The sequence below is a fragment of the Streptosporangium sp. NBC_01639 genome (assembly GCF_045209755.1).
Taxonomy (GTDB): domain Bacteria; phylum Actinomycetota; class Actinomycetes; order Streptosporangiales; family Streptosporangiaceae; genus Streptosporangium.
The window spans coordinates 994921-1017314 of record NZ_CP109272.1; the positions used below are offsets into that span (position 1 = coordinate 994921).

Here is a 22394-nt window from a genome sequence, read left to right on the forward strand (position 1 = left end):
GAGAAAGGAAGGTTCCGTCCATGGCAGAACCGATTACCGAAACGACGGCCCTCGTGCCGGACCCGGCGGTGGAGGTCCTGGCGCGTGCCTCCGGGGTCACCCGGCGCTACGGGGACGTGCTCGCGCTGGACGAACTCTCCCTCGACATCCACGCGGGCGAACTGGTCGGCCTGCTCGGTCCCAACGGCGCGGGCAAGTCCACCCTGATCAACCTGTTCGTGGGGCTGCGCAGCCCCGACTCGGGCCGGATCGAGCTGTTCGGCGGCTCCCCCGCCGACCCCGTACGGCGGCGCGGCATCGGCGTCACCCCGCAGGAGACCGGCCTTCCGGCGACACTGCGGGTCGGCGAGGTCGTGGACTTCGTCGCCGCCCACTACCCGCGGAGCGTCGAGCGGGGGGCGCTGCTGGAGCGGTTCGCCCTCTCCGGGATGGAGCGCCGCCAGGTCGGAAGCCTGTCGGGCGGCCAGAAGCGACGGCTGGCGGTGGCGCTGGCGTTCGTCGGCGATCCCCGGCTGGTCTTCCTGGACGAACCGACCACCGGGTTGGACGTCGAGGCCCGCAGGTCGCTGTGGGACGGCATCCGGCACTTCCACGCCGACGGCGGCACCGTGGTCCTCACCAGCCACTACCTGGAGGAGGTCGAGGCGCTGGCCGAGCGGGTGGTGGTCATCGGACGGGGTCGCGTGCTCGCCGACGGCACCACGGCGGACGTGCGGGACATCGCGGGTGTCCGCCGCGTCACCCTGACCGCCGACGTCCTTCCCGACCTGCCCGGCGTCCTGAGCACGGAGCGGGAGGGCGCCCGGACCCACCTGCTCACCGCCGACGCCGACGCCCTGGTCCGTTCCCTGGTCCGCGCCGATGTCCCCTTCTCCGACCTGGAGATCCGCGCCACCTCCCTGGAGGAGGCGTTCCTCACGCTCACCGCCCGCGAGCCCCAGGCCGCCTGAGGCACCTCCCCGGCCCCCACCTCCGGCAACAGCACGCCGAAGGCCCACGACCCGGCTCCCCCGACGGCACACGCCGGAGGCTTACGATCCGGCTGCGCACACCGGAGGCTCTCAGAGCCCGTCCACCGTACGGCCCCGCTCCCGGCGCGTCCCGTCCCACGAGAGGACCACCCATGTCGCTTCTTCTCACCCATACCCGGTACCAGTTCATAGAGACCGTCCGCGTGCCGATCGCGGTGATCGGAAACAGTTTCTTCCCTGCCGCCTCGATGCTCTTCTTCGTGGTGCCGTTCGCCGGGGACGATCCCCTCGGGGCCACCCTGGCCACCGCGTCGATGCTGATCTTCGCGGTGATGTCCAGCGCCCTGTTCACCCATGGCCTGGGCGTCGCCGAGGACCGCATCCAGCCCTGGGACCCCTACACCCGCACCCTCCCGGCCGGTCCCTGGCCGAGGTTCGGTGCCCGGATCCTCACCGCGCTGGCCATGACGATGGTCGGGATCGTGCCGGTGCTGATCGTGTCCGCGCTGCTCACCGAGGCCACCGTCACACCCGGACGGCTGCTGCTCGGCCTCGGTGCCCTGGTGCTCGCGTCGGTCCCGTTCCAGCTCCTGGGCCTGTTCATCGGCTACGCGCTGCCGTCCAAGGCCGCGATGGCGGTGGTGCAGCTGACCCTGTTCCCGATGGCGGTGGGCGGAGGGCTGTTCATGAGCCCGCTGTACACGCCGGCGTTCATCCAGGTGGTCGCGCCCTTCCTGCCCAGCCGGGGCGCCGTCGAGCTGGTCTGGGCCGCGGTCGGCTACGGCACCCCCGGAACGCTGTCACTGACCATGTTCGGCGTCTGGACCCTGGTGGCCGGTGTCCTGGCGGTGTGGGCCTACCGGCGCGACGAGGGCCGGCGCTTCTCCTGACCGTGCGGCGGCACGGCCGGTCGGGAACGGGTCGCGCCGCCGGGCACGAGGGGCTCCGGCGGCGCGATCGGCTGCGGGGACTACTCGCCGGTCTTCTCGGCGAGGGTCACCGTGGCGGTCTGGGTCCGGCCGTCGCGGACGTAGGTCACGGTCACCTTCTGCCCCGGCTTGAACCCGCGGACGGCGCCGACCACGGTGGTGCCGTCGTCGACCACGGTTTCGTTGATCTTGGTGATGAGGTCGCCCTGCTTGATCCCGGCCTGGGCGGCGGGGCTGTCGGCGGTCACCTCGCTGACCAGAGCCCCGCTCGCGCCCTCGGCAGCGGAGGCGAGGGACACGCCCAGGAACGCGTGGGTGACCTTGCCCTTGTCGATGAGCTGCTGGGCGACCTGCTTGGCGGTGTTGATCGGGATGGCGAAGCCGACGCCGATGTTGCCCTCGCCGCCGTTGGTGGCGATGGCGGTGTTGATGCCGATCAGCTGGCCGGACGCGTTGACCAGCGCGCCCCCGGAGTTGCCGGGGTTGATCGCCGCGTCGGTCTGGATGGCGCCGCCGATGGCCGTGGGCGCACTGCCGCTCTGCGGCTGCTGGCCGCCGCCCCAGCCCGGCGGGAGCTGCTGTTGCTGCTGCTGTTCTCCGCCGACGGTCACCGTACGGTGCAGCGCGCTGACGATTCCGGCGGTGACCGAGCCGGACAGACCGAGCGGGCTGCCGATGGCGAGCACGGAGTCGCCCACCTTCAGCCGGTCGCTGTCACCGATGGAGGCCGCGGTGAGGCCGGAGACGTCGTCCGCCCTGATGACCGCGAGGTCGGTGACGGGGTCGGTGCCGACGACCTTGGCTCCGACGGACTTGCCGTCGCTGAACTTGACGGTCACCTGGGCGCCCTGCCCCAGCCCACCGGCCTCCACCACGTGGTTGTTGGTCAGGATCAGGCCGTCGGTCGACAGCACCACACCGGAGCCCTCACCGCCGCCACTGCTGGTCTTGATCTGGATGGACACCACCGCGGGCTGGACGGCCTTGGCCACGTCGGCGACGGTGGTCACATTGCCGACCGCGCTGACGACCGGGCCGGCGGCGGAGGCGAGCGTGGTGCCCGAGCCGCCGAACGAGGTCGCGGCGAGGGCGCCCACCACTCCACCGCCGACCGCCATCGCGGCCAGCGCCAGCCCGGCACCCAGCTTCTGCCCGGCGCTGAGCCGAGCCCGCTGGACGGGCACCGAGGGCACCGAGGCGGTGAACGGATCCGGCACCGGATGGATCAGCGTCGGCTGCGGTCCGGTGTCACCAGCGCCCCTGCCCATGGCGTACTCGCCGGCGCGCGGCGGCGTCCTGCCGAACTGGGTCCAGCCGTCGTTCCTGGGGGTCTCGTCGGCCGGAGTGATGTCCTGCTCATTCTTGTTCGGGTCCATGTCTTCCCCCAAGTCCTGCGTCCGCCCGTGAGAGCCGGGCGGCGACCGGTCCTCCCGGCGACTCAAACAATGCCTGAACGCACGTAAGAGCAGGTTAAGGGGATGATCTCAGTTGCCCGGATCCTCTGACAGCCGCTTTATCGAAGCTGGTCAAGACAGAGGTCGATCTTGACCAGTCGGAGAAAAAACGGCCCCTCCCGTGTCGGACTCACCGACGCCCGACTTGACCGGTGCGCCGAAATCCTCGCCTGGGCGCACCGTGAACACGGTGTCCCGCTCCAGGTGGCCACCTCCCCGGCCGGGCGCGGCCTGGGCCACCGCGGTAGGGGCGGTACCGCGTGGGGCGGCACACGTCGTGTTCAGAGGTGGAAAGGGGCTCTTTTTCGCGCTAGCGACTACCGCACCTTGACGCATAACGCCGCACAGTCGAGCATCAGAGCTGAACGCACCAACCTAACCGGAAGGCGCAACCATGAAGCTCACCCTGCTCGGCACCTCCAGTGGATCCGACGGCTGCCCCGCGCTGTATGCCACCGACCGCGGAACCTACGTGGTTCAGGGCAAGTACGTCACCGATCGGGAAGCGATCGCCGGCCTGGTCGGTCTCCAGGACGACGAGTTCTACGTGGAGATCCCGGCGAACCTCCTCGGCTTCGCCAAGAAGGCCGAGTGACTCGCTTCGTCGTCCGCCCGGAGTTCACCCAGCTCGTCCTGTCCTTCCAGCATGTTGCGTTCCGGCTGGAAGTCCGTGATCGCTACAACGAGCCGTCCGAAGCTGCCACGGTTCGCGCATTCCTCGACAGCGGGGAGATGGACGGTTCGTTGCTGGCCACATGGGCGGCAACGATCAGCCAACGCACCAAGGACGGACAGCGGATGGAGCGGGTCAGGGTGGTGTCCGAACCGCACAGCGATTACACGCGGTTCGGGCTCGCCCTCGCGGCGCACAACACCGCTGCTGGCGAGGACATCCGTTACCTGCCCCGTGACCAGGCAGTCGGGCTCGACCTACCCGACCATGACTTCTGGCTGATTGACTCCACTACGCTGCTCATCTTGAGGTTCGGTGACGATGATGTGCTTCTCGGCGCTGACCTTGTCACTGATCCGGCCGTGGTCGTGAAGCACTGCTACTACCGGGATGTGGCCCGCCACTACGCCGCTCCGTGGATCGAGTACAAGGAACGTGTCGACCTACCAGAAGGCCCGTGAAGCCCTCGGCCTGCGCCTGCGCGAGCTGCGACGAGATGCCCGCCTGACCGGCGCGGACCTCGCCGCAGCTCACGGGTGGCACCGCACGAAGATTCCCAAGATCGAGGGTGGGAAGCAGACGCCGTCCGACGCCGATTTGGAGGCGTGGGCGGCGTCGTGCGGCGTGCCCGAGCAGGCCCATGAGCTGATCGCCGCTCTCCGGTCGCTGGAAGGCCAGTACGTCGAGTATCGGCGCATGTTCCGCGCCGGTATGGCCGGCCGCCAGCGTACGTTCGGGGAGTTCGAGGCCGAGGCCACATTCGTCCGCAACTTTGAGACGTGTTTCGTTCCCGGCCTGCTCCAGACGCCTGAGTATGCCCGCTACCGGCTCGCCGAGGGGCTTGCCTCCAATGCCGCCCTCGATGACCTGGATGAGGCTGTCACAGCTCGTATGGCCCGCCAGCAGCTCCTCTACGCGACCGGTCGACGCTTCCACTTTGTCATCACTGAGCCGGTGCTGAAGCTGCGGTTGTGCCCTGTCGAGGTCCTGGCCGGCCAGTTGGAGAAGCTCGCCGTCGCGTCCACGATGCGTACGATCCGCCTCGGTGTCATCCCTTTCGAGACCGTCTACCCGGTTGCGCCGATCCACGGCTTCCACATCTTCGACGATCGGCACGCTGTCACCGAGACCATCACCGCGTCCCTCACCATCACCCAGGCCAGCGAGGTCGGTGCCTATCTGTCTGTGTTCGCTCGGCTCGCCGACGCGGCGGTTTACGGGCGGGACGCTCGCATGCTGATCGACCGTGCCTTCGATGGGCTGGAACCCGGCGAGTAGCGGAAGGTGCTCGAAAGTGCTTGATATAGAGCATCGGTGAAGCGTGTGCGCATCTTGGCGCACAGTCCTTCAAGGTGCGTGTAGGCCTGGCCTACCGTCCTTTCATGGATGCCGTTGAGCACACTGCACCCCCACAGGCTTCCCCGCCCTGCTACTGGACCGACGGCCCCCCGGTGCTGGACATAGAGGCGGCGCTCGACCACATCGTCACCATGGCAGACCAACTCCAGGCCAACCACCGCGAGTCAGGATGATCCCGCGACGTGAGGTGGCCATCGTCATCGCCCGCCAACGGGGGCTCACCCGGACCGACATGGACGCCGTCTCCGACGCCCTCAACGTGCCCCACGTGACCGACGAGGAATGGCCGGAGACGACCGATGACGCCTGAGCAGGCATTCGACATGGCGGTGAAAGGCATCTGCCTGCCGAGCCGTCGCCTACGGCGGACTGTCCCCACGACTTCCGAGCAGCTACAGCAGGCCAAGCCGTGCGCGTCCTGCACGACGTCCTGTGTCCCCGTCGAAACCGGGTGGGGAACGAACTGGACCCCGGTGGCCGGCGGCAACGGCCTCTGCCGGAAGGCGCTCAACGGCGTCCACTGGCCGTAGAGACTCCCGGCCGGCCCCTCCGACGGGGCAGCCCCGGCCGGGGAAGACGGCCCCGCTACTTGTTGAAGGGCGAGCAGCGGGGCCATCTTCATGCCCAGAGGTTTACCGCGGCACCTCCCCCTTACCGCCACGCCGTACGAGCAAGCAGGCTGGGGCCGCCGACGGGCGCGGTAGCCGTACGGTAGGCCCTCCGCAGGCCGGGGCAAACGCCCAGGCCAAAGTCTGACAGAGAGGGCAGGACCTCTCCTCACACGTCAGGAGGAGGAGAAGTCGAATTCCCCGTCCTTGACGCCGCCGATGAACGCCTCCCACTCGGCGCGGGTGTAGAGGATCACCTGGTCGTCGGGGTGATGGCTGTGCCGTACGGCGATCCGCCCGCTGCCATCGGCCAGGGGGCCGGCTTCCACGCAGCTTCCGCCGCCGTTGTCGCTTCTCGTGCTGATGTGCCAGGCAACATTGGCCACGTCCTCGGGGGTAGGCATGCCATGCCCTTCCATCCGGTTCACCGCAACAGCTCCTCTGCCATCGCGGAGATCAGCTCAGCCGACTCCTCGGGCGTGAGTGCCAGCTCTCGCAATTCATCGTACGTCCGGGCGAAGCGCTGGGTATCGGGTGATTCAACATAGATAGCGCCCTTCGGCGTCTCCGCGTAGCCGATCTCGGGGAACGGCTTCTCCATCGTGAAGATACGGAACGCGCCGGTCGGACTGGCGTGCGCCCCGGCGCTGAACGGCAGCACACGAATCTCGATATGCGCAGGGTGGCGGGTTGACCGCCGCACAATGGACCGAGCGAGAACAGGTACGGCTGCGCGCGGCGGAGCTGTTCGCGCGGGGATACACCGATGCGCAGGTGGCCAAGGAGTTGCGGGTTACGCGGATGTCGGCGAACCGATGGCACCGGGCCTGGGCCACGGGCGGCGGCAAAGCGCTGGCTTCCAAGGGGCCGGCCTCGGTGCCGTGGCTGAGCGAGGCGCAGTTCGCCCGACTGGAGGTCGCGCTGCACCGGGGACCGGCCGCGCACGGATGGCTTGATCAGCGCTGGACACTCGCGCGGATCAAGACGGTGATCGGGCGGATGTTTCACCTCTCTTACTCCTTGGCGGGGGTGTGGAAGCTGCTGCGGCGTCATGGCTGGTCGTGCCAGGTGCCGGTACGCCGGGCGATCGAGCGCGACGAAGAAGCGGTCGCGATACGGCGGCGGACCTGGGTGGCTGGGTCTGCTTCGAAGACGAATGCGGCCGTACGCTAAGGCCACCCAAAGCGCGTACCCGGGGGCGGCGCGGCATCACGCCGGTGGTCGCGGTCTCAGGCAGTCCGGGCGGCCGGGTCTCGATCGCGGGGATGGTCTGTTACCGGCCCGGGCACCGGTCCCGTCTGATCTACCGGCTGCACCGCTACCAGCGGCGCGCCGGTGAGGTGGCGAGCTTCACCTGGATGGATTATCGCGACCTGCTCATCACCGCCCACCGGCAACTCGATGCTCCGATCGTGGTGATCTGGGACAATCTGAACCGGCATACCTGCGCCGAGATGCAGCGGTTCATCCAGGCCGACAGCGACTGGCTCACCATTGTCCGGCTGCCGTCGTATGCCCCCGATCTCAATCCGGCCGAAGGCATCTGGTCGTTGCTGAATCGGGGTGTGCTGGTCAACCTCGCGGTATGCAGCCTCGACCACCTGATCCGCGTCATCAAACACGGCCTGAAGAAGATCCAGTACCGTCCGCATCTGATCGACGGCTGCCTGGCCGAGACCGGCCTGCTCCTCAAACCACCGTAACTTCACGCATTAAAGATCAGTAAGCGGGTGTACAACTCTTGCCGGTCCACTCCTTGATCGCGGTGACCTGGACGTGGGTGCCGGCGGCGGTGCGCAGCCACATGCCGGGCTTGAGGTCCTTGGCGTCGACCCACTTGCGTAGCGCGGGTACCCAGAAGAGGTGGATCTTGGTGGCGATGACCAGGCCTGACTTGCCACCCTTCTTGCCGTCGGTGTCGACGGTGATCTGGACGAGGCTCTTGTCGGCCTCGCCGGCGATCAGGGCGATGACGGCCTGGCTTCGGTTGTGCCGGTTTCCGGGTCGGTGGCCAGCACCTCATCGCCGATCTTGACTTCCTCAATCGGCTTGCGGGTGCCGGAAACATGGCGCCGGGTCGAGCGAGAATTCCCGCTCGACCCGGACACGTCATGCGCCGTGTGAGTGTCCTGTCAACTGCTTGCCGCTCTGGGTGAGGCGCCGACGGCTCCCACGAGGATGATCTCCTACCCCGCTGGGCACATGAACATCGAGGTCAGGTTTCGTTCCCCGTTCCCCAAGCCTTGTCGGGATCGTGATTCCTCCAGTCCCAGAAAGGGTCCAGACGGAACCGTTCCAGGACATGGTCGTACCTCAGGAGCTCTCCGTGATTTGTATCAAGGAGCCCATCAAGCCCCTGAATCACTCTCGACAGGAGCTGGCGAACGCAGGACATGTCAGGGTACTCGATGAGGATTGCACCGAATTCTTCTAGTTCTCGGGAGATTTCGGTGATTTCCTCCTCCTCGAACTCGGCGATGACGTCCCCGGATAGATCAACGCCGAAAGAACATGCCCCTCGTTCCAAGCGATCGAAGAACTCCCCCTCGCTGCAGGAGCCGACATGGCGCAGTCGGTCCACGAGCTTCCTGTGAGTATCCACATCACTCAGGAGCACGATGGTAGGTCGCATGGCGACGCCTCCTTGTTGGTCAGGCAACTACCGACAGGCCCGCACCCGACTCAGCCACTACCGCCGACGCGGAGATCCGACATCTCAAGATCTGTGAATGTAGTACCTAGCGGGACTTCGTTTTGCTAGCGCTATCGGCTCTACCGCTTACCTGCCCGCTTCATCGCCTATCACCCTGCAAAAACAGGATCAAGCCAGACCGAAACCAGATCACCGGTGTCGATACCCAAGACAATTCCACTGGCGATCTGGACGAGCTTAGCGTCGACGGCATCCTTCAGGCGAATGGCGACCCAACCGGATGAAGGGTCATAAGAAACCCGCGACCCCTTTCCAGGAACCTCAAGTGAAACTCCAGGTTGGAAGGAGTGATCCAATGAGATGAACACTCGCCCAGGGAAGCAGTCGGGAGCACCCAACTCAGCCACCTCAACCCGGACATTCGGGAAATAACCCCAGGCGAACAGGACTTCCCGAGATTCAATGGTGACCTCGAGTTGTAGCGTGCCGATCAGCACGCTCGTAACCCCCTCCGAGCCGAGCCTCTCACTCAGCGACTCCGCGCTCTGCGCGCTAAAGGAGAATCCGTACTCGGACTCGTCGTAGACGAGTACACCCTCAAGGGGAGACCCGTCTTGGATGGAAAATTTCACTTCGCTGACAAACCTTTTGTGCCCTTGAAGAGGAAGTGGATAATCCTGTTCGAGTTTGCGTTGATGTTGAGTTCCCAGATTCCGTTGCTTCCGTTCATCGTTTCAGGCGTCCTCCACTCGACAACCCCGGCAGCGCCGCGGGAATCTAGCCTGGGAGTAGATCCCGCCATGATTTCCCGTATGAGCTACCCATTGTTGGCATTCATGTAGGGGCGCGCGGCCTTGCCGAAGTTTTCCGCCGGGGTAATCGGTCGGGCCGTCGGCGGCGGTGTCCCGCCGCCGACGGCCCGATATCCTCACCGCTGGTCGCTCGCTTCCGTTCGCCCAATGGGAAAATCCCGGCATGGCGCCAGGAAGCTCTCGATATACCAGCCCAGATCGACGAACTCGGGCATATGTGCGATGGTGTGGTAATCCGGCAGGGGAAGGAGCGATACCGATGCCCTGTCCTCATGGAACATCACGTTCGCAAATGTTTCTCCGTCGGGCAGCTTGGTAGTTATGCCTATTGTTTCTCCAACCTCGTAAGAAGCGCGCATATCGCGCTTCGCCTCGGCCAGACCGTTCAGCGGCAGCTCCTTCCAATCGAAGTCGACCATGTACCAGATGGAGTCTTCTTCGCGGAGGAATTCCCAGCCCGCCCGGGCGAGCCGATCGAGGATTTCCTCGAAGTCTATTTCATGTTCGAACTGCAAGCTGATCATGACGTCGCGGCTCATATTTCCTCGCCAGATTGATGGAGAAATGCCCCTGGTGAGCGATCCTGTTGTGGATCGCTCACCAAGAGGTCATTTAAAGGTTATCAGGGTGTCAGTCGGCGCTGTACTTCATTCGCCCCCCCGGAGCTGAAGTGGGACGTGCGACCTCTCGGAACGGGATTCCCTTTTTCGTCAGCCAGTTCTTGACCGTCTCAGGAATGAGCTTCTCGGAGACGATCTCGAATTTGGCGTTGTTCTCTCTGGCGATTTTCACCGCCTCGCCCATCTTGCCCTTGAAGGTGTCCATCTCCTTGGAGCTGTTTAGCACCCTGTTCCAGAACCCTCCCGATTTGGCTTCGTACCAGGTCTCGACATCCCCCTCGAAGTGCTTTCCATCGAATTGACGCTTGCCTACTTTGAAGTCGCCTTCATGGCCGAATTTCTCCCAGAGGAACCGCTCGTAATCCTGTCCGCCCTCTTGCGCGAGCTGCCCCTTGGATTTGGCCACCTCTTCGTTTCCTGCGCTGCTACTTTTGCCGGTGGTCTCGCTTGAAGAGCTTTCTGTGCCTCCTCCAGCTGCCGCTTGCACGATGTGGCGGATGTCGTTGAGGAGTCCGGACGCGCCGAGTCCCGCGGCGGTGGCGCCAGCGGTGACGGCACCGGCCCCCACCGCTATGGCAGGCGCTCCGACCACACAGCCCACGCCGGTCAGGCACGCGGCGCCACCGCCGAAGGCGCTGGCCACGCCCCCCATCATGGCGGCCCACCCGGCTGCCGCCTCCGCTCCGTGCGCGAGAATGGACCCGGCGCTCGCCGGATCCGCGCCGAAGGCAGTGGCTCTGCTCAAGTCGTCCCAGAAGTCGTGCCCGTCGAGTTCGATGCCGGTGATGGGGTTGCCGCCGGTGAAGGCGTAGCGGTTGGACGTCCAAGGGTCGGTGCCCAGGGAGAGGTCGGCGAGGGCGCCGTTGTAGGCATCGAGGGTGAGGAAGCGGTTGAGGCCGGGGTTGTAATCGCGGAACCCCATGTCGTACATGCCGGTGGAGTTGTCCCACCGTTTGGCGTTGAAGCGGTAGGGGTTGTACTCCTCCTTGGCGGTGGGGTCGACGGGGTCGGGTTTGTCGACGCCGGTGAAGAGCTTGTCGTCGTTGGACCCGTAGGCGGTGTAGCCGTAGGTCGCGCGGGTGTCACCGGTCTCGGAGGTGAGGGTTTCGACGTCGGTGTGGGCGTTGTAGCCGTAGTAGGAGGACTCCTCGCCGCCGTCGGCCTTGATCTTCACCTGCGACAGTCGCTCGCCCCAGGCGCTGTATTGGAAGGAGCGGGTGAGTTTCCCGGCGACTTCCTCGTCCAGGACTTCGGCCGACAGGCCGAGGTAGGAGTAGGCGGTGGTCTTCGCGCTCGCGGTGCCGGTCTTCTCGGTCTTGGTGGTGGTGCGATCCAGCGGGTCGTAGCTGTAGGTGGTGACGGTGCTTCCGGCGTCGCCGAGTTTTTCGTGTTTGACGACGTGGTCGAAGCCGTCGTAGGTGTACTTCTCCTGGGTTTTGCCGCCGCCGGTGATGGTGCGCAGCCGGCCGTAGGGGTCGTAGTTGAAGGTGGAGGTGGCCCCGGCGGTGGTGGAGGTCATCAGCCGGTTGCGGTCGAAGGTGAAGGTGGTCTGCTTGCCCTGGACCGTTTGGTCGTAGACGTTGCTGTTGGCGTCGTGCCAATAGGTGTCGATGGTCGCGGTGCCGCCGCCGGCCGGGGTCTTGACGGACTTGGCGATCCGGTCGCGGGGGTCGTAGGTGTAGGTGTAGTCGTTTTCCAGGTAGGCGCCGGGGTTGTCGGCGTTCTGGATTTTCGCCAGATCGCGGGCGCGGTGGCCGTTGCCCTGGTAGCCGATGGTGTGCTCGGAGACCACCGTGGCGTTGGGCTTCTTCTCGATGCTGTGGCGCAGCAGGCTGTCGAGGAAGTAGTCGTAGGTGACGGTGTTGCCGTTGGCCTTGGTCTCGGTGAGGCGTTCGGCCCTGGGCGTGTAGGTGTAGGTGGTGGTCTTCGGGCCGGTGTCGGTGGCCGACTTCTTGTTGACGATCTGGTCGACCAGGTCGCGGACGTCGTAGCGGTAGGTGGCCAGCGTCTTGTCGTGGGTGCGTTCGGTGACGGCGCTGTTTTCGTTGTAGGCGTAGGTGGTGGTGTTCTTGACTGTGCCGCCCGCGCCGCCGACCTTTTCGAGGATCCGATCGACCTGGTTGAGGCCGGTATAGGCGATGTCCCAGGTGTCGATCTTCGCGGTGGGTGAGCGGTCCTCAAGGAGGGTCAGGTTGGCGTTGGGATCGTAGGTGTAGGCGAAGTCCTTCTTTTCGGTGTCGGTGGTGCCGGTGGTGTCGCGCACCAGCTTGACCGCATCAGCGGCAACGGTGCCGTTGGCCTCGTCCGTCAGCGTGACGGAGTGGGTGTTGCCCTCGGTGAAGGCGAACTCGCCCAGGCTGACCCACTCACCCGCGCGAGTGGTCTGGTCGATGGTGGCGGTCACCTGGCCGCCGTCGTGCTTGATCGTGTACTTGGCGTTCGTCGCGGTCGCGCCGGTGGGGTATTTCACCTGGACCTTGTAGGTGCCCTGCGAGGGGGTGGTGAGGTTCCAGGTGAAGGAGCCGGTGCCGGTGCCGGCCGGGGCGATGGCGTAGTCATACCCGGTGAACCCGGTCCCTGGCTCGACCGTGGCCGCCAGACCGGTTCCCACGCTGGTGGTGCCGACGGTGGTCCAGGAGCCGGTCGCGGTGACCTGACCGGTGTCGGAGTTGTCATCGAGGACCACGTCCAGGCCGAGCGGGGCGCCGTCGTCGGAGTGGGTCTTGAGTTTGCCGTCGGGGAAGTAGGACCAGTCCAGCGCCCGCTGGGAGGAGCCGCCCGCGCTGGTGACGGTGCGGTTGGTCTGTGCTCCGAGGGTGTTGTAGTCGTAGGTGGTCTTGATGTCCCACGGGTCGGTGGTGGTCTTGGACCAGCCGTTGTCCCAGTAGGTCATCGTGGTGATGTTGCGGACGGCCTGCCCGTGCGAGGGTGGCGCGGAGACCTCCTTCAGCCGGGACACCTGGTCGTAGGCGTACGTCACCGAGTCGGGGGTGTTGTACTTCGGATCGTCTTTGTCGAACGGGAAGATCTCCTCGGCCGGGCGGTTGAGCTTGTCGTATTTTGTTTCCGCGATGAAGTCGGCCCCATCGTCGGTGGTCTCCACCCCGCGCGGAGTGATGACCTTGGTGCGGTTGCCGACCTGGTCATAGACGAACTGGGTGATCGTGTACTTGATCGTCCCGTCGGCGGCCGAGTGCGGGACCTTGGTCTCGGTCACCGCGCCGCGCTTGTCCGACGTGATGAGAGTGGTGTTGCCCTCGGCGTCGGTGGTGGACTTGACCAGGCCGTCCAGGTCGACGTCGCTACTGGTCTCGTGCCCGGCGGCGTCCTTGACCTTGGTGAGGCGGTGGTTGAGGTCGTAGGTGGAGATGGTGGTGTAGTCGGTCGCATCCGCAGTGGCGTTCTTGCGCGGGTCGATCACCTTGATCGTGTTGCCGACGTTGTCGTAAGCGTAGGTGATCTTGTGCTGGGCGGCGTTGAGCACGTCGGTCAGCTGGTAGATCGGGTCATAGGCATACGTGGTGGTGAAGTCGCCCGCCTCGGCGGTGAGGTTGCCCTTCGGCTCGGTCTGCGTCTTCAGGTTGCCGGCCAGGTCATAGGTGAAGGACGCCTTACGCTCCGGCCCGTCCGCGGCATCCTTCGGCAGCAACGACTCCAGCAACTGGTCGGCCTTGTCATAGACCGCCGTTGAGATCGCCCCGTTGGCCGCGGTCGCCTTGGTGATGTTGTCGTTGCGGTCATACTCCGGGGCCGGAGTGACGATGAACTTCCCAGCGTCCTGGTCCTTGGGAGTCTTACTCTCCAGCGGCCGGGTGAAGATGTCGTAGGTCTGGGTGGTCTTCTTGCCCAGCGCATCGGTCACCGAGATCACGTTGCCGCGCACGTCATAGGCCGTCGCCGTGGTGTTGTTGTACGCGTCGGTGATCTTCTCCGGGTAGCCGGAGGGGTGGTAGGCGCTGTAGAGGGTCGGGGGGTTGTTGTTGGCGTCGACGGTCTTGGTCAGCTGGCCGAAGCCGTCGTAGTCGTAGGAGGTGGTGTAGTCCCCGGCCGTCGGGGAGGCGACGCCGAGCGGGTCGGTGACCGTCTTGAGGTTGCCCTTGGCGTCGTAGCCGAAGGCCCACTTGCGGCCCTCGGGGGACGTCTTGGCGGTCAGGTCGGCGACGTAGCCGTTCAGGAAGCTCTGATAGCCCAGCACCGTGGGGGCGGTGTTGTTGTGGTTGGCCTCGGCGTCCTTCAACTCCAGCGGGTAGCCGGTCTTCTGATCGAAGGTCCAGGTGGCGAACGCCCCGTTGGCCTCGGTCAGCTTCGTGACGTTGTGGTCGGGGTCCCAGGTCAGCGCCGTGGTCTCGTTCTTGGCGTTGACGATCGACTCCGGCCGGCCGTAGGCGTCCAGCACGTATTTCGTGGCGTGCTGCAGCGGGTCGGTGACGGTGGCGTGGATGACGCCGCCTTGGGGGCCGTCGGGGTCGGCGTAGTCGAACCTCGTCACCCCGCTCAACCGGTCGGTGAGCGTTTCGATCTTCCACTTGTCCTTGGGGTCGACCGGCGCCTCGTAGTACTTCAGCGCGGTGGTGTTGCCCCGCGGGTCCTTCACCGCCACCAGCTTGACGTTCTTGTTGCCCTGGGTGGCGTCGTAGGTGAAGCGGAACGTCTTGGCGTCAGGGTCGCCGGCGCCGTCGACCATCTTGGCCATCAGGCCCTTGTCGGTGTAGGTGAAGGTGACCTTCCGCCCGGCGATGTCGGTGATCGACTCCACGGTGTCGATGATGTGCGGGTTGGTCAGCTTGGTGTCGGCGACCTCGGTCCCGGCGTCGTTGATGTAGGTGTAGTCCTGGCCCTTCGTGTAGTAGTTCAGGGTCAGGGTGCGCCGCCCGGCTGCGTCGGTGATGTACTGCAGAAACTTGGTCGGCTTGTTGTTGGACTTGCGCCGCTCGTAGGTGAACGACATGGTGTTGCCGTTCTTGTCGACGATCGCCGACTGGAACCCTTCGTCGTCGTAGAAGAACTGGGTGCGATCAGGCTTGGTGAACACCCAGGTGCGCTGCGCCGCCAGCTCGCGATCCTCGAAGGCGGAGGGGTCGACCTTCTGCAGATACAGGTGGATGCCCCGCGGGTGGGTGTAGTCGCAGGTGGTGTAGTCGCAATCACGCACGTCCTGGCCGTGGGTGTCCAGCGTCCACACGTGCGTGGTGCCATCCCCGTCGGTGAGGCGCACCTGGGAGGGCCAGTCCTGGCCGGGCGGGTGGAAGTAGACCTGCGAGCCCAGCCGCTGCAACGTCGAGGTCTGCAACGACCACCCGTAGCCCATCGACGAGGCGCTGGTGTCGAGGCTGTTGTAGGTCATCCGGGCGAAGGTGGAGATACCGCGGGAGGGGTTGGAGAAGGCGTTGTAGTTCCACACCACGTTGCCCGCATACGGGTTCACCAGCGCGGTGGAACCGGCGCCGGTGTTCTTACCGGTGTAGGCGTAGAACTTCTCCGCCCCCAGCAGGTCGGAGGTCGGGGAGTCGACGCGGATCTGCTGCGGCAGTTGCGGCAACTGGTGGGTGGCCGATTTCCAGTTGTTGGTGAGGGTGTCCTGTACGTCCCACACCAGGGACACGGCTTCGGCCTTGTTGCCCTCGGCCGACAGGGTGGGCGCCTTGACGTCGGCGTAGACCACGGCGCTCTGACCCGGGGCCAGGGTGGCCGGCAGCGCGGTCTTCAGCTGGTTGTCGGCGGTGGAGATGTCGGTGCCGTCAGGCAGCTTCCAGAAGTAGCCCACCTTGGTGGAGGCCGCCGGCCACGTCTGGGTGGTGGTGTTGGTGACGACCACCGGGAGCTTGGTGGTGGCGCCGACGTCCATCCGCTCCGGGGTGCCCGGCACGTAGAACGCCGAGGAGCCGGAGGTCTTCTCCAGGTAAGTGACCCGTAGCCGGGGCCGCAGCACCGGCTCATCGGCCTCCGAGGCCAGGAACTGCACCGACTGTTTGGCCGATCCCGCCTCGGCGGCGACCTTGACGAGCAGGCCGTGGTTGGCGGCCGGGGTCGCGCTCCAGGCCTGGGCAGCGCCGGTGACGGCCCACTTGCGCCAGCCCGGCTGCACACTCACCGCTGACACGGTGGCGAGCGCGGCCGCGTCGAAGTCGCCGCCCGCCGCACTCCAGGAGGTGGCGGCATCGGCCTTGGCCCAGGTCGCGGCCTCGTCGAAGGCACGGGTGAGTTTGTGGGCGGTGAACGCCGCGCCGGTGCCGGTGCTGTTGGCCTCCCACAGCGACAACGTCGCCTCGGTGACCTGCGCATCAGCGGGGATCTCGCTCGCGTAGTCGGCGAATTTCACCACCGCACGGGTGTTACCCAGGGTGGTGGCGGTGTTGGCGGCCTGCAGCCATCTTTGCCCGCTCACCTGGTCGTGGGCCGTGGCGGGCTCGCCGGAGGCCAAGGTGGCATCGGCGTCGGCGTAGAGGATCTTGGCGATCTGACCCGGCCGGGGCAGGATCACCTTCTGCTCCGGCGACGGGACGACCTGGCCGTTCTTCAGCACCGCCTCAAGCCGGTAGGTGGCCTCGTGGGTGTAGGACGGGTCGGCGACCGCGTCTGGGTCGCCGCCGCTGCTGGTGTCGACATAGGAGGTGACATCCGGTGAAATCGCCGCCACCAGCTCATCGCCGCCGCTGCTGTAACCGCCGCCGAGCTGGCATCCGGTCGGGCAATACCGATACAGCCGGTACTCGGCCAGGTCATCGGACGTGTCATCCGGGGTGGGATCGGCGTACGGCGCCCACGACAGCGACGCCCCCACCGAAGTCGCGGTGGTTACCGGATTCAGCACCACACCCGGGTCGCCATAGGTGACGACCAGCTTGGGGAAGGTGGCCGTCTCCCCGGTCATGCCGTCGCCACCGTAGAGGTCCTCACCGGCCTCATACACCGGGCCGGCGATCTTGCCGGTGGAGGTCTCGTCGACGGCCTTGAGCATGATGCCGTTCATCGGCGCCTCAACCGAGGAGTACCAGCCGTTGACCATGGCGGTGACGTCGAAGGAATGCCAGCGCGACAACTCCCCCGCGTTACGCACCACGGTCGCGGCCGGGGCGGCGGCGATGGTGGGCTGGGTGTTCCAGGTGACATCCCAGTTGGACCACTCGCTGGTGATCTCGTGCGCGGCCACCGTCACCGGCCCGGCCTCACCCAGCGCCTGGTCGAAATAGGTCTCCAGATGGGCCTCATCGACCTGGGTACCGAGCGAGATCTCCGAGGGCATGTTGAAGTACAGCAGCGCCCGGTTGATCCCAGTGGAGGAGATCTTCCCGACCGGGAGCTTCCACGAGCCGTCGTAGTTGGTGGTCTTGGCCGCGGAGTTGACGTAGGTGTCGCTGCCATCGAACCCGTTCGACTGGATCGTGATCGTGGGGTCGATCACCACCGGCCATTTGCGCTCGGGGGCGGCCAGCCAGGCGGCGTCCGGCTTCAACGTGATCGTCGCCTCGGCGCCCTGCCCGCTCAGCGTCTGAGTGACCGCCTCGGAATAACGCTTGCCATACGGCGAGGCCGGATCATCCGTCGCGTCGATCATGAACGGTTTGGGGATCGTGAACGTCGGCGCCTCGGATCCGTCCGCGGCGAAGACGATCGACCCGTCGGTGTTCTGCTTGGCGCTCACGCCGCCGGTCTTGACGGTGAAGGCGAACGAGGCATCGGCCGCCGGCGGCTTGGACAACACCAGGTACTCCTTCACCCCCTCCGCCGTGACCTTGTAGACCACATCGGCGCCGTCCCACACCCCCGGATAGGTGAGCGTGGACCCGTCGACCTTCGGGACGATCTTCCTGGAGTCCCCGGCCACGCCGAGTGTCAGCTGCCGCTTGCCCAGCTGGACCCTGGCGAGCTTGCCCGTGGCCTCACCGAACCGGGAGGAGAACCCGCTGGCATCGTTGCCGTGGGTGAAGCCGTCCTCTGCGACCGAGCCGATCCGGGTGTCGATGTCCTTCCATGTGCCGGCCGCGTCCTTGTAATGGCGCGGCACACTCGACAACTCCACCTGCCGGCGGCCGTCCTCGAGTTGGAAAACCGTGCCGTTGGCCGATCGTTTACCGGTCAGTTCCTTGACGCGTTTACCCGGCGGTTTCGGCTTACCGGGCGCAGCGGTGCCGGTACGGCCGGACAGCGCGGCCGCACCGGTGCCGGCGCGCATCTGCCCGCGCGGGGTCTCGGCGAACAGCCCGCCGATCCCGGAGGCCAGCTGCGACAACAGGCCCGGCCCGGCCGCCGCCGCGGAGGCCTGCGCCAGCGCCGGACTGGCTGGGGCCATCGACGCTAGCAGGGTGACGCTGATCGCGGTGGCGGCCAGACGCCGTCGCCGCAAACGTTTACGGCTGCGATAGGAATCCAGCCCGGACATCCCAGGCTGGGCGGAAGGATCGGGGGATAACGGGCGCACGCAGGCTCCACTCACACAACTAGAGGGGTAAAGAGGAGATAAAGCGCCCTGATCGTAAGAAAAGCAGTCAAACGAAGTAAATGATCACCGTCAGCGATCCTGCCAGCACGGTGTAACGAAGCACGGGGGCGGAGCGATCTATTCGCCCCATCACCCCGGCACTGAGCTGCCACTCAGGTAATCGCACTGCTGAAACTTACTTTCACTCTTTGTCAACCGTGAGATGGTCGGCTACACGCACGAAAGATGGACCGCTCCAAACACGGCATGTGCTGTTAATCACAGCAACGAATACGTGAAAGCCACGGCCAACTATTCCTCGCTGTCAATGGGAGAAAGGCACTCCATCGTCCCCTCCGCTATAGGGGGCGGCGACATTCCAGGCGAGGCGATCATGGGAACCGCCGGCCTTCGTGCCCCTCCATCTCATTCTTGACGGACGAGGCGTTGACCCACGCGCGGGAGAACACGGTGTGCCGGGCCACGGATCTGCGAAGCACCCGCATATGGATCCGAAGCCGCCCGCCCACCTGAAGATCCGAACTCCGAACACGCCCAGGTGAGCACGGCCGATCTGTTGAGCCGGCCTCAGACCTCGGGCTTGCCCGTCTAGGCCTGCGGCCAGTACTCGTCGCGCAGGAGGCGCTTGTAGAGCTTCCCCGTGGGATGCCGGGGAAGCTCCTCGCGGAAGTCCACCGACGCGGGGCACTTGTAGGACGCGAGCTGGGAGCGGCAGTAGTCGATCAGCTCGGCCGCGAGCGCCGGACCGGCGAGGTCCATGGAGACGGGCTGGACGACGGCCTTGACCTGCTCGCCCATCTCCTCGTCCGGGACACCGAAGACCGCCACGTCCGCCACCTTCGGATGGATCGAAAGGACGTTCTCGGCCTCCTGCGGATAGACGTTCACCCCACCAGAAATGATCATGTAGGAGCGCCGGTCGGTGAGGTAGAGAAACCCCTCCTCGTCGAGATAGCCGATGTCACCGAGGGTGGTCCAGCCGCGGCCCAGCGGGTCCCGCGAGGATCTCGTCTTGTCCTCGTCTCCGTGGTAGACGAACTGGGGGCCCTCCCCGAAGTAGACCGTGCCGTGCTCACCCGGCGCCACCTCGTTGCCGTCCTCGTCGCACACGTGCACCACGCCGCTCAGCGAACGGCCGACCGTGCCCCGGTGCTTGAGCCAGTCCTCCGAACCGACGTAGAGGAAGCCGTTGCCCTCGGTCCCCGCGTAGTACTCGTGGATGATCGGCCCCCACCACGCGATCATCTGCTCCTTGACCGGGACGGGGCAGGGCGCGGCGGCGTGGATCGCGCACTCCAGCGACGAGAGGTCGTACCGTGTCCGCACCGGCTCCGGCAGCTTGAGCATCTTGATGAACATGGTCGGCACCCACTGCGAGTGCGTGACACCGTACTTCTCGATCAGCGCGAGCGCCTGCTCGGGGTCGAACCGCTCCATCACCACGAGCGTCGCACCCAGGCGCTGGAAGTTCATGCAGTAACGCAGCGGGGCGGCGTGGTAGAGCGGCGCCGGGGAGAGGTAGACGCTGTCGGCGGACGGCGCGAACAGGAACCGGATGAGCTGCAGCAGCGGCCCCGGCGTGTCCAGCGGGGCTTCGGACAGGGTGGGTTTGACACCCTTGGGCCGGCCGGTGGTGCCGGAGGAGTAGAGCATGTCCGCGCCCTGGCACTCGTCCTCGACGGGGGTGGCGGGGTGGGCGGCCACCGCCTCCTCGAAGGAGCGGAAGCCGGGGGCGACGCCGTCCAGCATGAGTCTGAGCTCGACATTCGGCGTGGCGGGGGTGATCGAGGTGGCGACCTCGGCCAGCGTCGCGGAGGAGATGAAGACACGCGCCCCGCAGTTGTCGACGATGTAGGCGAGTTCGTCGGTCTTCAGTCGCGAGCTGATGGCCGTGTAGTACAGGCCGGATCGGTGCGCGGCCCAGGCGACCACCAGGAACAGGGGGTGGTTCTCCAGCATGAAGGCGATGTGGTCACCCGGCTGGAGCCCGGCGGCGCGGAACAGGTGGGCGAGGCGGTTGGACTCCTCGTCCAACTCGCGGAAGGTCACGACCTGACCTGAGTCCGCCATGATCACAGCGGGCTTGTCCGGCGAGGTCGCCGCGATGGCTCCCGGGTGCATGAAACCGAACAGTACTCGGTTTGATGTTCGGTGAGAAGGCACGGAGGGCCGTGGCCTCCCCCGATGGGGAGGCCACGGCCCTCCGTGATGAGGGGCGTCAGGAGGCGGGGATGACGGCGCCCTTGTAGGTCTGCTCGATGAACTGCTTCACCTCGGGACCGGCGAGCAGCTTGGCGAGCTTGACCACGCGCGGGTCCTTCTCGTTGCCGGCCGCCACGACCAGGCCGTTGGCGTAGGGGTTGCCCTCGGCCTTCTCCAGCACCAGGGCCTTGTTGGCCGGGTCGAGGCCGGCCTCCAGGGCGTAGTTGCCGTTGATGACGGCCGCGTCCACGTCCTCCAGCGAGCGGGGCAGCTGGGCGGCCTCCAGCGGCTGGAACTTCAGGTTCTTGGGGTTGCCGGTCACGTCACGCTCGGTGGCCGCGGTGCCGACCCCTTCCTTCAGGGTGAGCACGCCGTTGTCGGCGAGCAGCTTCAGCGACCGTCCCAGGTTGGTGGCGTCGTTGGGCATGGCGACGGTCGCGTTCTGGGCCAGCGCGGTGAGATCGGTGAGCTTCTTGGAGTAGACGCCCAGCGGCTCCAGGTGGACCGACTGGACGTAGCTCAGCTTGGTGCCCTTGGAGGCGTTGAAGTCGTCCAGGTAGGGCTTGTGCTGGAAGAAGTTGGCGCCGAGCTGGCCGTCGTTGAGCTGGACGTTCGGCTGGACGTAGTCGGTGAACTCGACGATCTCCAGGTTCAGCCCCTCCTTGGCGGCGAGCTTGTCCTTGACGAACTTCAGGATCTCCGCGTGCGGGATCGGGCTCGCGCCGACCTTGAGCACCTCGGCGGCGACGTCCTTGCTCGTGTTCGCGGGCGTGGCGGTCTCGGTCGAACCGCAGGCCGTAAGGGTGAGGGCCAGGGCGGCGATCGCGGACGCGATCGCAGGGAACTTACGCATAATGTGCTCCTTCGGGCGTGGAAAATCGGAGGCCCCACTGGTGGCGGGGTCCTTGGGAGGTGAAGGACCCGCTGGTGGCGAGATCCTTGGGAGGCTTGGGAAGTGCGGGATCCGCTGGTGGCGGGGTCCCGGGAGGGGTCAGCGACGCGCGAGACGGCGGGCGACGGTCTCGCCCAGGGTCTGCACGAGTTGGACGACGATGATCAGCACGATGACCGTGACCACCATGAGCGTGGTCTCGAAGCGCTGGTAGCCGTAGCGGATGGCCAGGTCACCGAGCCCGCCGCCGCCGATCGCCCCGGCCATCGCCGAGTAGGAGATCAGCGCGACCACGGTCACGGTGAGCCCCGCGACCAGGCCGGCCATCGCCTCGGGCAGCAAGACCTTGCCCACGATGGTCGTACGGCTGGCACCCATCGCCTGGGCCGCCTGCACCTTGTCCCGGCCGACTTCGAGCAGCGCGGTCTCCACCAGCCGGGCGAAGAACGGCGCGGCGCCCAGGGTCAGCGGGACCACGGTGGCGATCGTGCCGATGGTGGTGCCCACGATCAGCCGGGTCAGCGGGATCACCGCGATCATCAGGATGACGAACGGCAGCGAGCGGCCGATGTTGACGACCAGGCCGAGCACCCGGTTCAGCGCCCATGAGGGGAGCAGCCCGTCCCTGTCGGTGACGATCAGTGCCACGCCGAGCGGCAGCCCGATCAGCACGGTGAACAGGGTGGACCACAGGACCATCTGGGCCGTCTGCCAGGTCGACTCCCCGAGCAGGGGGAGCATCTCGTCCCAGGTCATGCGATCTCCTCCGTCAGCTGCTGCT

General features: G+C 66.2%; 19 protein-coding genes. 9 read left to right on the plus strand and 10 right to left on the minus strand.

Translation table 11 applies throughout. The features are described 5' to 3' along the window. Positions 1-20: 20 nt before the first annotated feature. Together OHA77_RS04420 and OHA77_RS04425 are read left to right on the plus strand one after the other, a co-directional pair. Positions 21-950 (plus strand): ABC transporter ATP-binding protein, encoded by a 930-nt coding sequence (locus OHA77_RS04420; RefSeq protein ID WP_406316299.1) that lies wholly within the window; start codon positions 21-23, stop codon positions 948-950. Positions 951-1123: 173 nt separating this feature from the next. After that, the gene (locus OHA77_RS04425; RefSeq protein WP_406316301.1) at positions 1124-1861 is read left to right on the plus strand and encodes an ABC transporter permease; all 738 of its coding nucleotides are present in this window, start codon (positions 1124-1126) and stop codon (positions 1859-1861) included. Between the two features lie 80 nt (positions 1862-1941). On the opposite strand, the gene OHA77_RS04430 is transcribed toward OHA77_RS04425, so the two are convergent. Further along, on the minus strand, positions 1942-3276 hold the full coding sequence (locus OHA77_RS04430; RefSeq protein ID WP_406316302.1) for a S1C family serine protease: 1335 nt from the start codon (positions 3274-3276) through the stop codon (positions 1942-1944). 472 nt (positions 3277-3748) lie between these two features. Here OHA77_RS04430 and OHA77_RS04435 point away from each other — a divergent pair, with 472 nt between their 5' ends. The 5 genes from OHA77_RS04435 (at position 3749) to OHA77_RS04455 (ending at position 5696) form a co-directional block, all read left to right on the plus strand. Beyond that, positions 3749-3949 carry a hypothetical protein gene (locus OHA77_RS04435; protein WP_406316304.1) on the plus strand — a complete coding sequence of 67 codons (201 nt, stop codon included), beginning with the start codon at positions 3749-3751 and terminating at the stop codon, positions 3947-3949. Beyond that, positions 3946-4488, plus strand: coding sequence for a DUF6879 family protein (locus OHA77_RS04440; protein ID WP_406316306.1), 543 nt, complete (start codon positions 3946-3948; stop codon positions 4486-4488). The genes OHA77_RS04435 and OHA77_RS04440 overlap by 4 nt, the downstream gene beginning before the upstream one ends. Continuing rightward, entirely contained in the window at positions 4463-5305 is an 843-nt protein-coding gene (locus OHA77_RS04445; RefSeq protein WP_406316308.1) for a DUF5753 domain-containing protein, read from the plus strand. Before OHA77_RS04440 ends, OHA77_RS04445 begins: the two co-directional genes overlap by 26 nt. 104 nt (positions 5306-5409) lie before the next feature. Then, complete coding sequence (locus OHA77_RS04450) at positions 5410-5559, plus strand: hypothetical protein (RefSeq protein ID WP_406316309.1); 150 nt, start codon at positions 5410-5412, stop codon at positions 5557-5559. Continuing rightward, on the plus strand, positions 5556-5696 hold the full coding sequence (locus OHA77_RS04455; RefSeq protein WP_406316311.1) for a hypothetical protein: 141 nt from the start codon (positions 5556-5558) through the stop codon (positions 5694-5696). The genes OHA77_RS04450 and OHA77_RS04455 overlap by 4 nt, the downstream gene beginning before the upstream one ends. 474 nt (positions 5697-6170) lie before the next feature. Here the strand turns inward: OHA77_RS04455 and OHA77_RS04460 are convergent, their stop codons facing one another. Together OHA77_RS04460 and OHA77_RS04465 are read right to left on the minus strand one after the other, a co-directional pair. Continuing rightward, entirely contained in the window at positions 6171-6398 is a 228-nt protein-coding gene (locus tag OHA77_RS04460) for a DUF397 domain-containing protein (protein WP_406316312.1), read from the minus strand. A 20-nt stretch (positions 6399-6418) separates the two neighbouring features. Continuing rightward, the gene (locus OHA77_RS04465; protein ID WP_406316314.1) at positions 6419-6655 is read right to left on the minus strand and encodes a Scr1 family TA system antitoxin-like transcriptional regulator; all 237 of its coding nucleotides are present in this window, start codon (positions 6653-6655) and stop codon (positions 6419-6421) included. Between the two features lie 29 nt (positions 6656-6684). Between OHA77_RS04465 and OHA77_RS04470 the strand changes: the two genes are divergently transcribed. After that, complete coding sequence (locus OHA77_RS04470) at positions 6685-7167, plus strand: winged helix-turn-helix domain-containing protein (RefSeq protein WP_406316315.1); 483 nt, start codon at positions 6685-6687, stop codon at positions 7165-7167. Beyond that, entirely contained in the window at positions 7056-7697 is a 642-nt protein-coding gene (locus tag OHA77_RS04475; protein ID WP_406316316.1) for a transposase, read from the plus strand. The genes OHA77_RS04470 and OHA77_RS04475 overlap by 112 nt, the downstream gene beginning before the upstream one ends. 512 nt (positions 7698-8209) lie before the next feature. Here the strand turns inward: OHA77_RS04475 and OHA77_RS04480 are convergent. The 7 genes from OHA77_RS04480 to OHA77_RS04510 form a co-directional block, all read right to left on the minus strand. Next, positions 8210-8626, minus strand: coding sequence for a hypothetical protein (locus OHA77_RS04480; protein WP_406316317.1), 417 nt, complete (start codon positions 8624-8626; stop codon positions 8210-8212). 170 nt (positions 8627-8796) lie between these two features. Continuing rightward, positions 8797-9279 (minus strand): hypothetical protein, encoded by a 483-nt coding sequence (locus tag OHA77_RS04485; protein WP_406316318.1) that lies wholly within the window; start codon positions 9277-9279, stop codon positions 8797-8799. Between the two features lie 296 nt (positions 9280-9575). After that, positions 9576-9998, minus strand: a complete 423-nt coding sequence (locus tag OHA77_RS04490; protein ID WP_406316319.1) for a hypothetical protein — start codon at positions 9996-9998, stop codon at positions 9576-9578. A gap of 91 nt (positions 9999-10089) precedes the next feature. Next, positions 10090-18369: a DNRLRE domain-containing protein gene (locus OHA77_RS04495; protein ID WP_406316321.1), complete on the minus strand. Its 8280-nt coding sequence runs from the start codon at positions 18367-18369 to the stop codon at positions 10090-10092. Between the two features lie 738 nt (positions 18370-19107). Next, the gene (locus OHA77_RS04500; protein WP_406316323.1) at positions 19108-20640 is read right to left on the minus strand and encodes an acyl-CoA synthetase; all 1533 of its coding nucleotides are present in this window, start codon (positions 20638-20640) and stop codon (positions 19108-19110) included. Between the two features lie 97 nt (positions 20641-20737). Beyond that, positions 20738-21574 carry a MetQ/NlpA family ABC transporter substrate-binding protein gene (locus OHA77_RS04505; protein WP_406316324.1) on the minus strand — a complete coding sequence of 279 codons (837 nt, stop codon included), beginning with the start codon at positions 21572-21574 and terminating at the stop codon, positions 20738-20740. Positions 21575-21712: 138 nt separating this feature from the next. After that, on the minus strand, positions 21713-22369 hold the full coding sequence (locus OHA77_RS04510) for a methionine ABC transporter permease (protein WP_326821919.1): 657 nt from the start codon (positions 22367-22369) through the stop codon (positions 21713-21715). Positions 22370-22394: the final 25 nt, after the last annotated feature.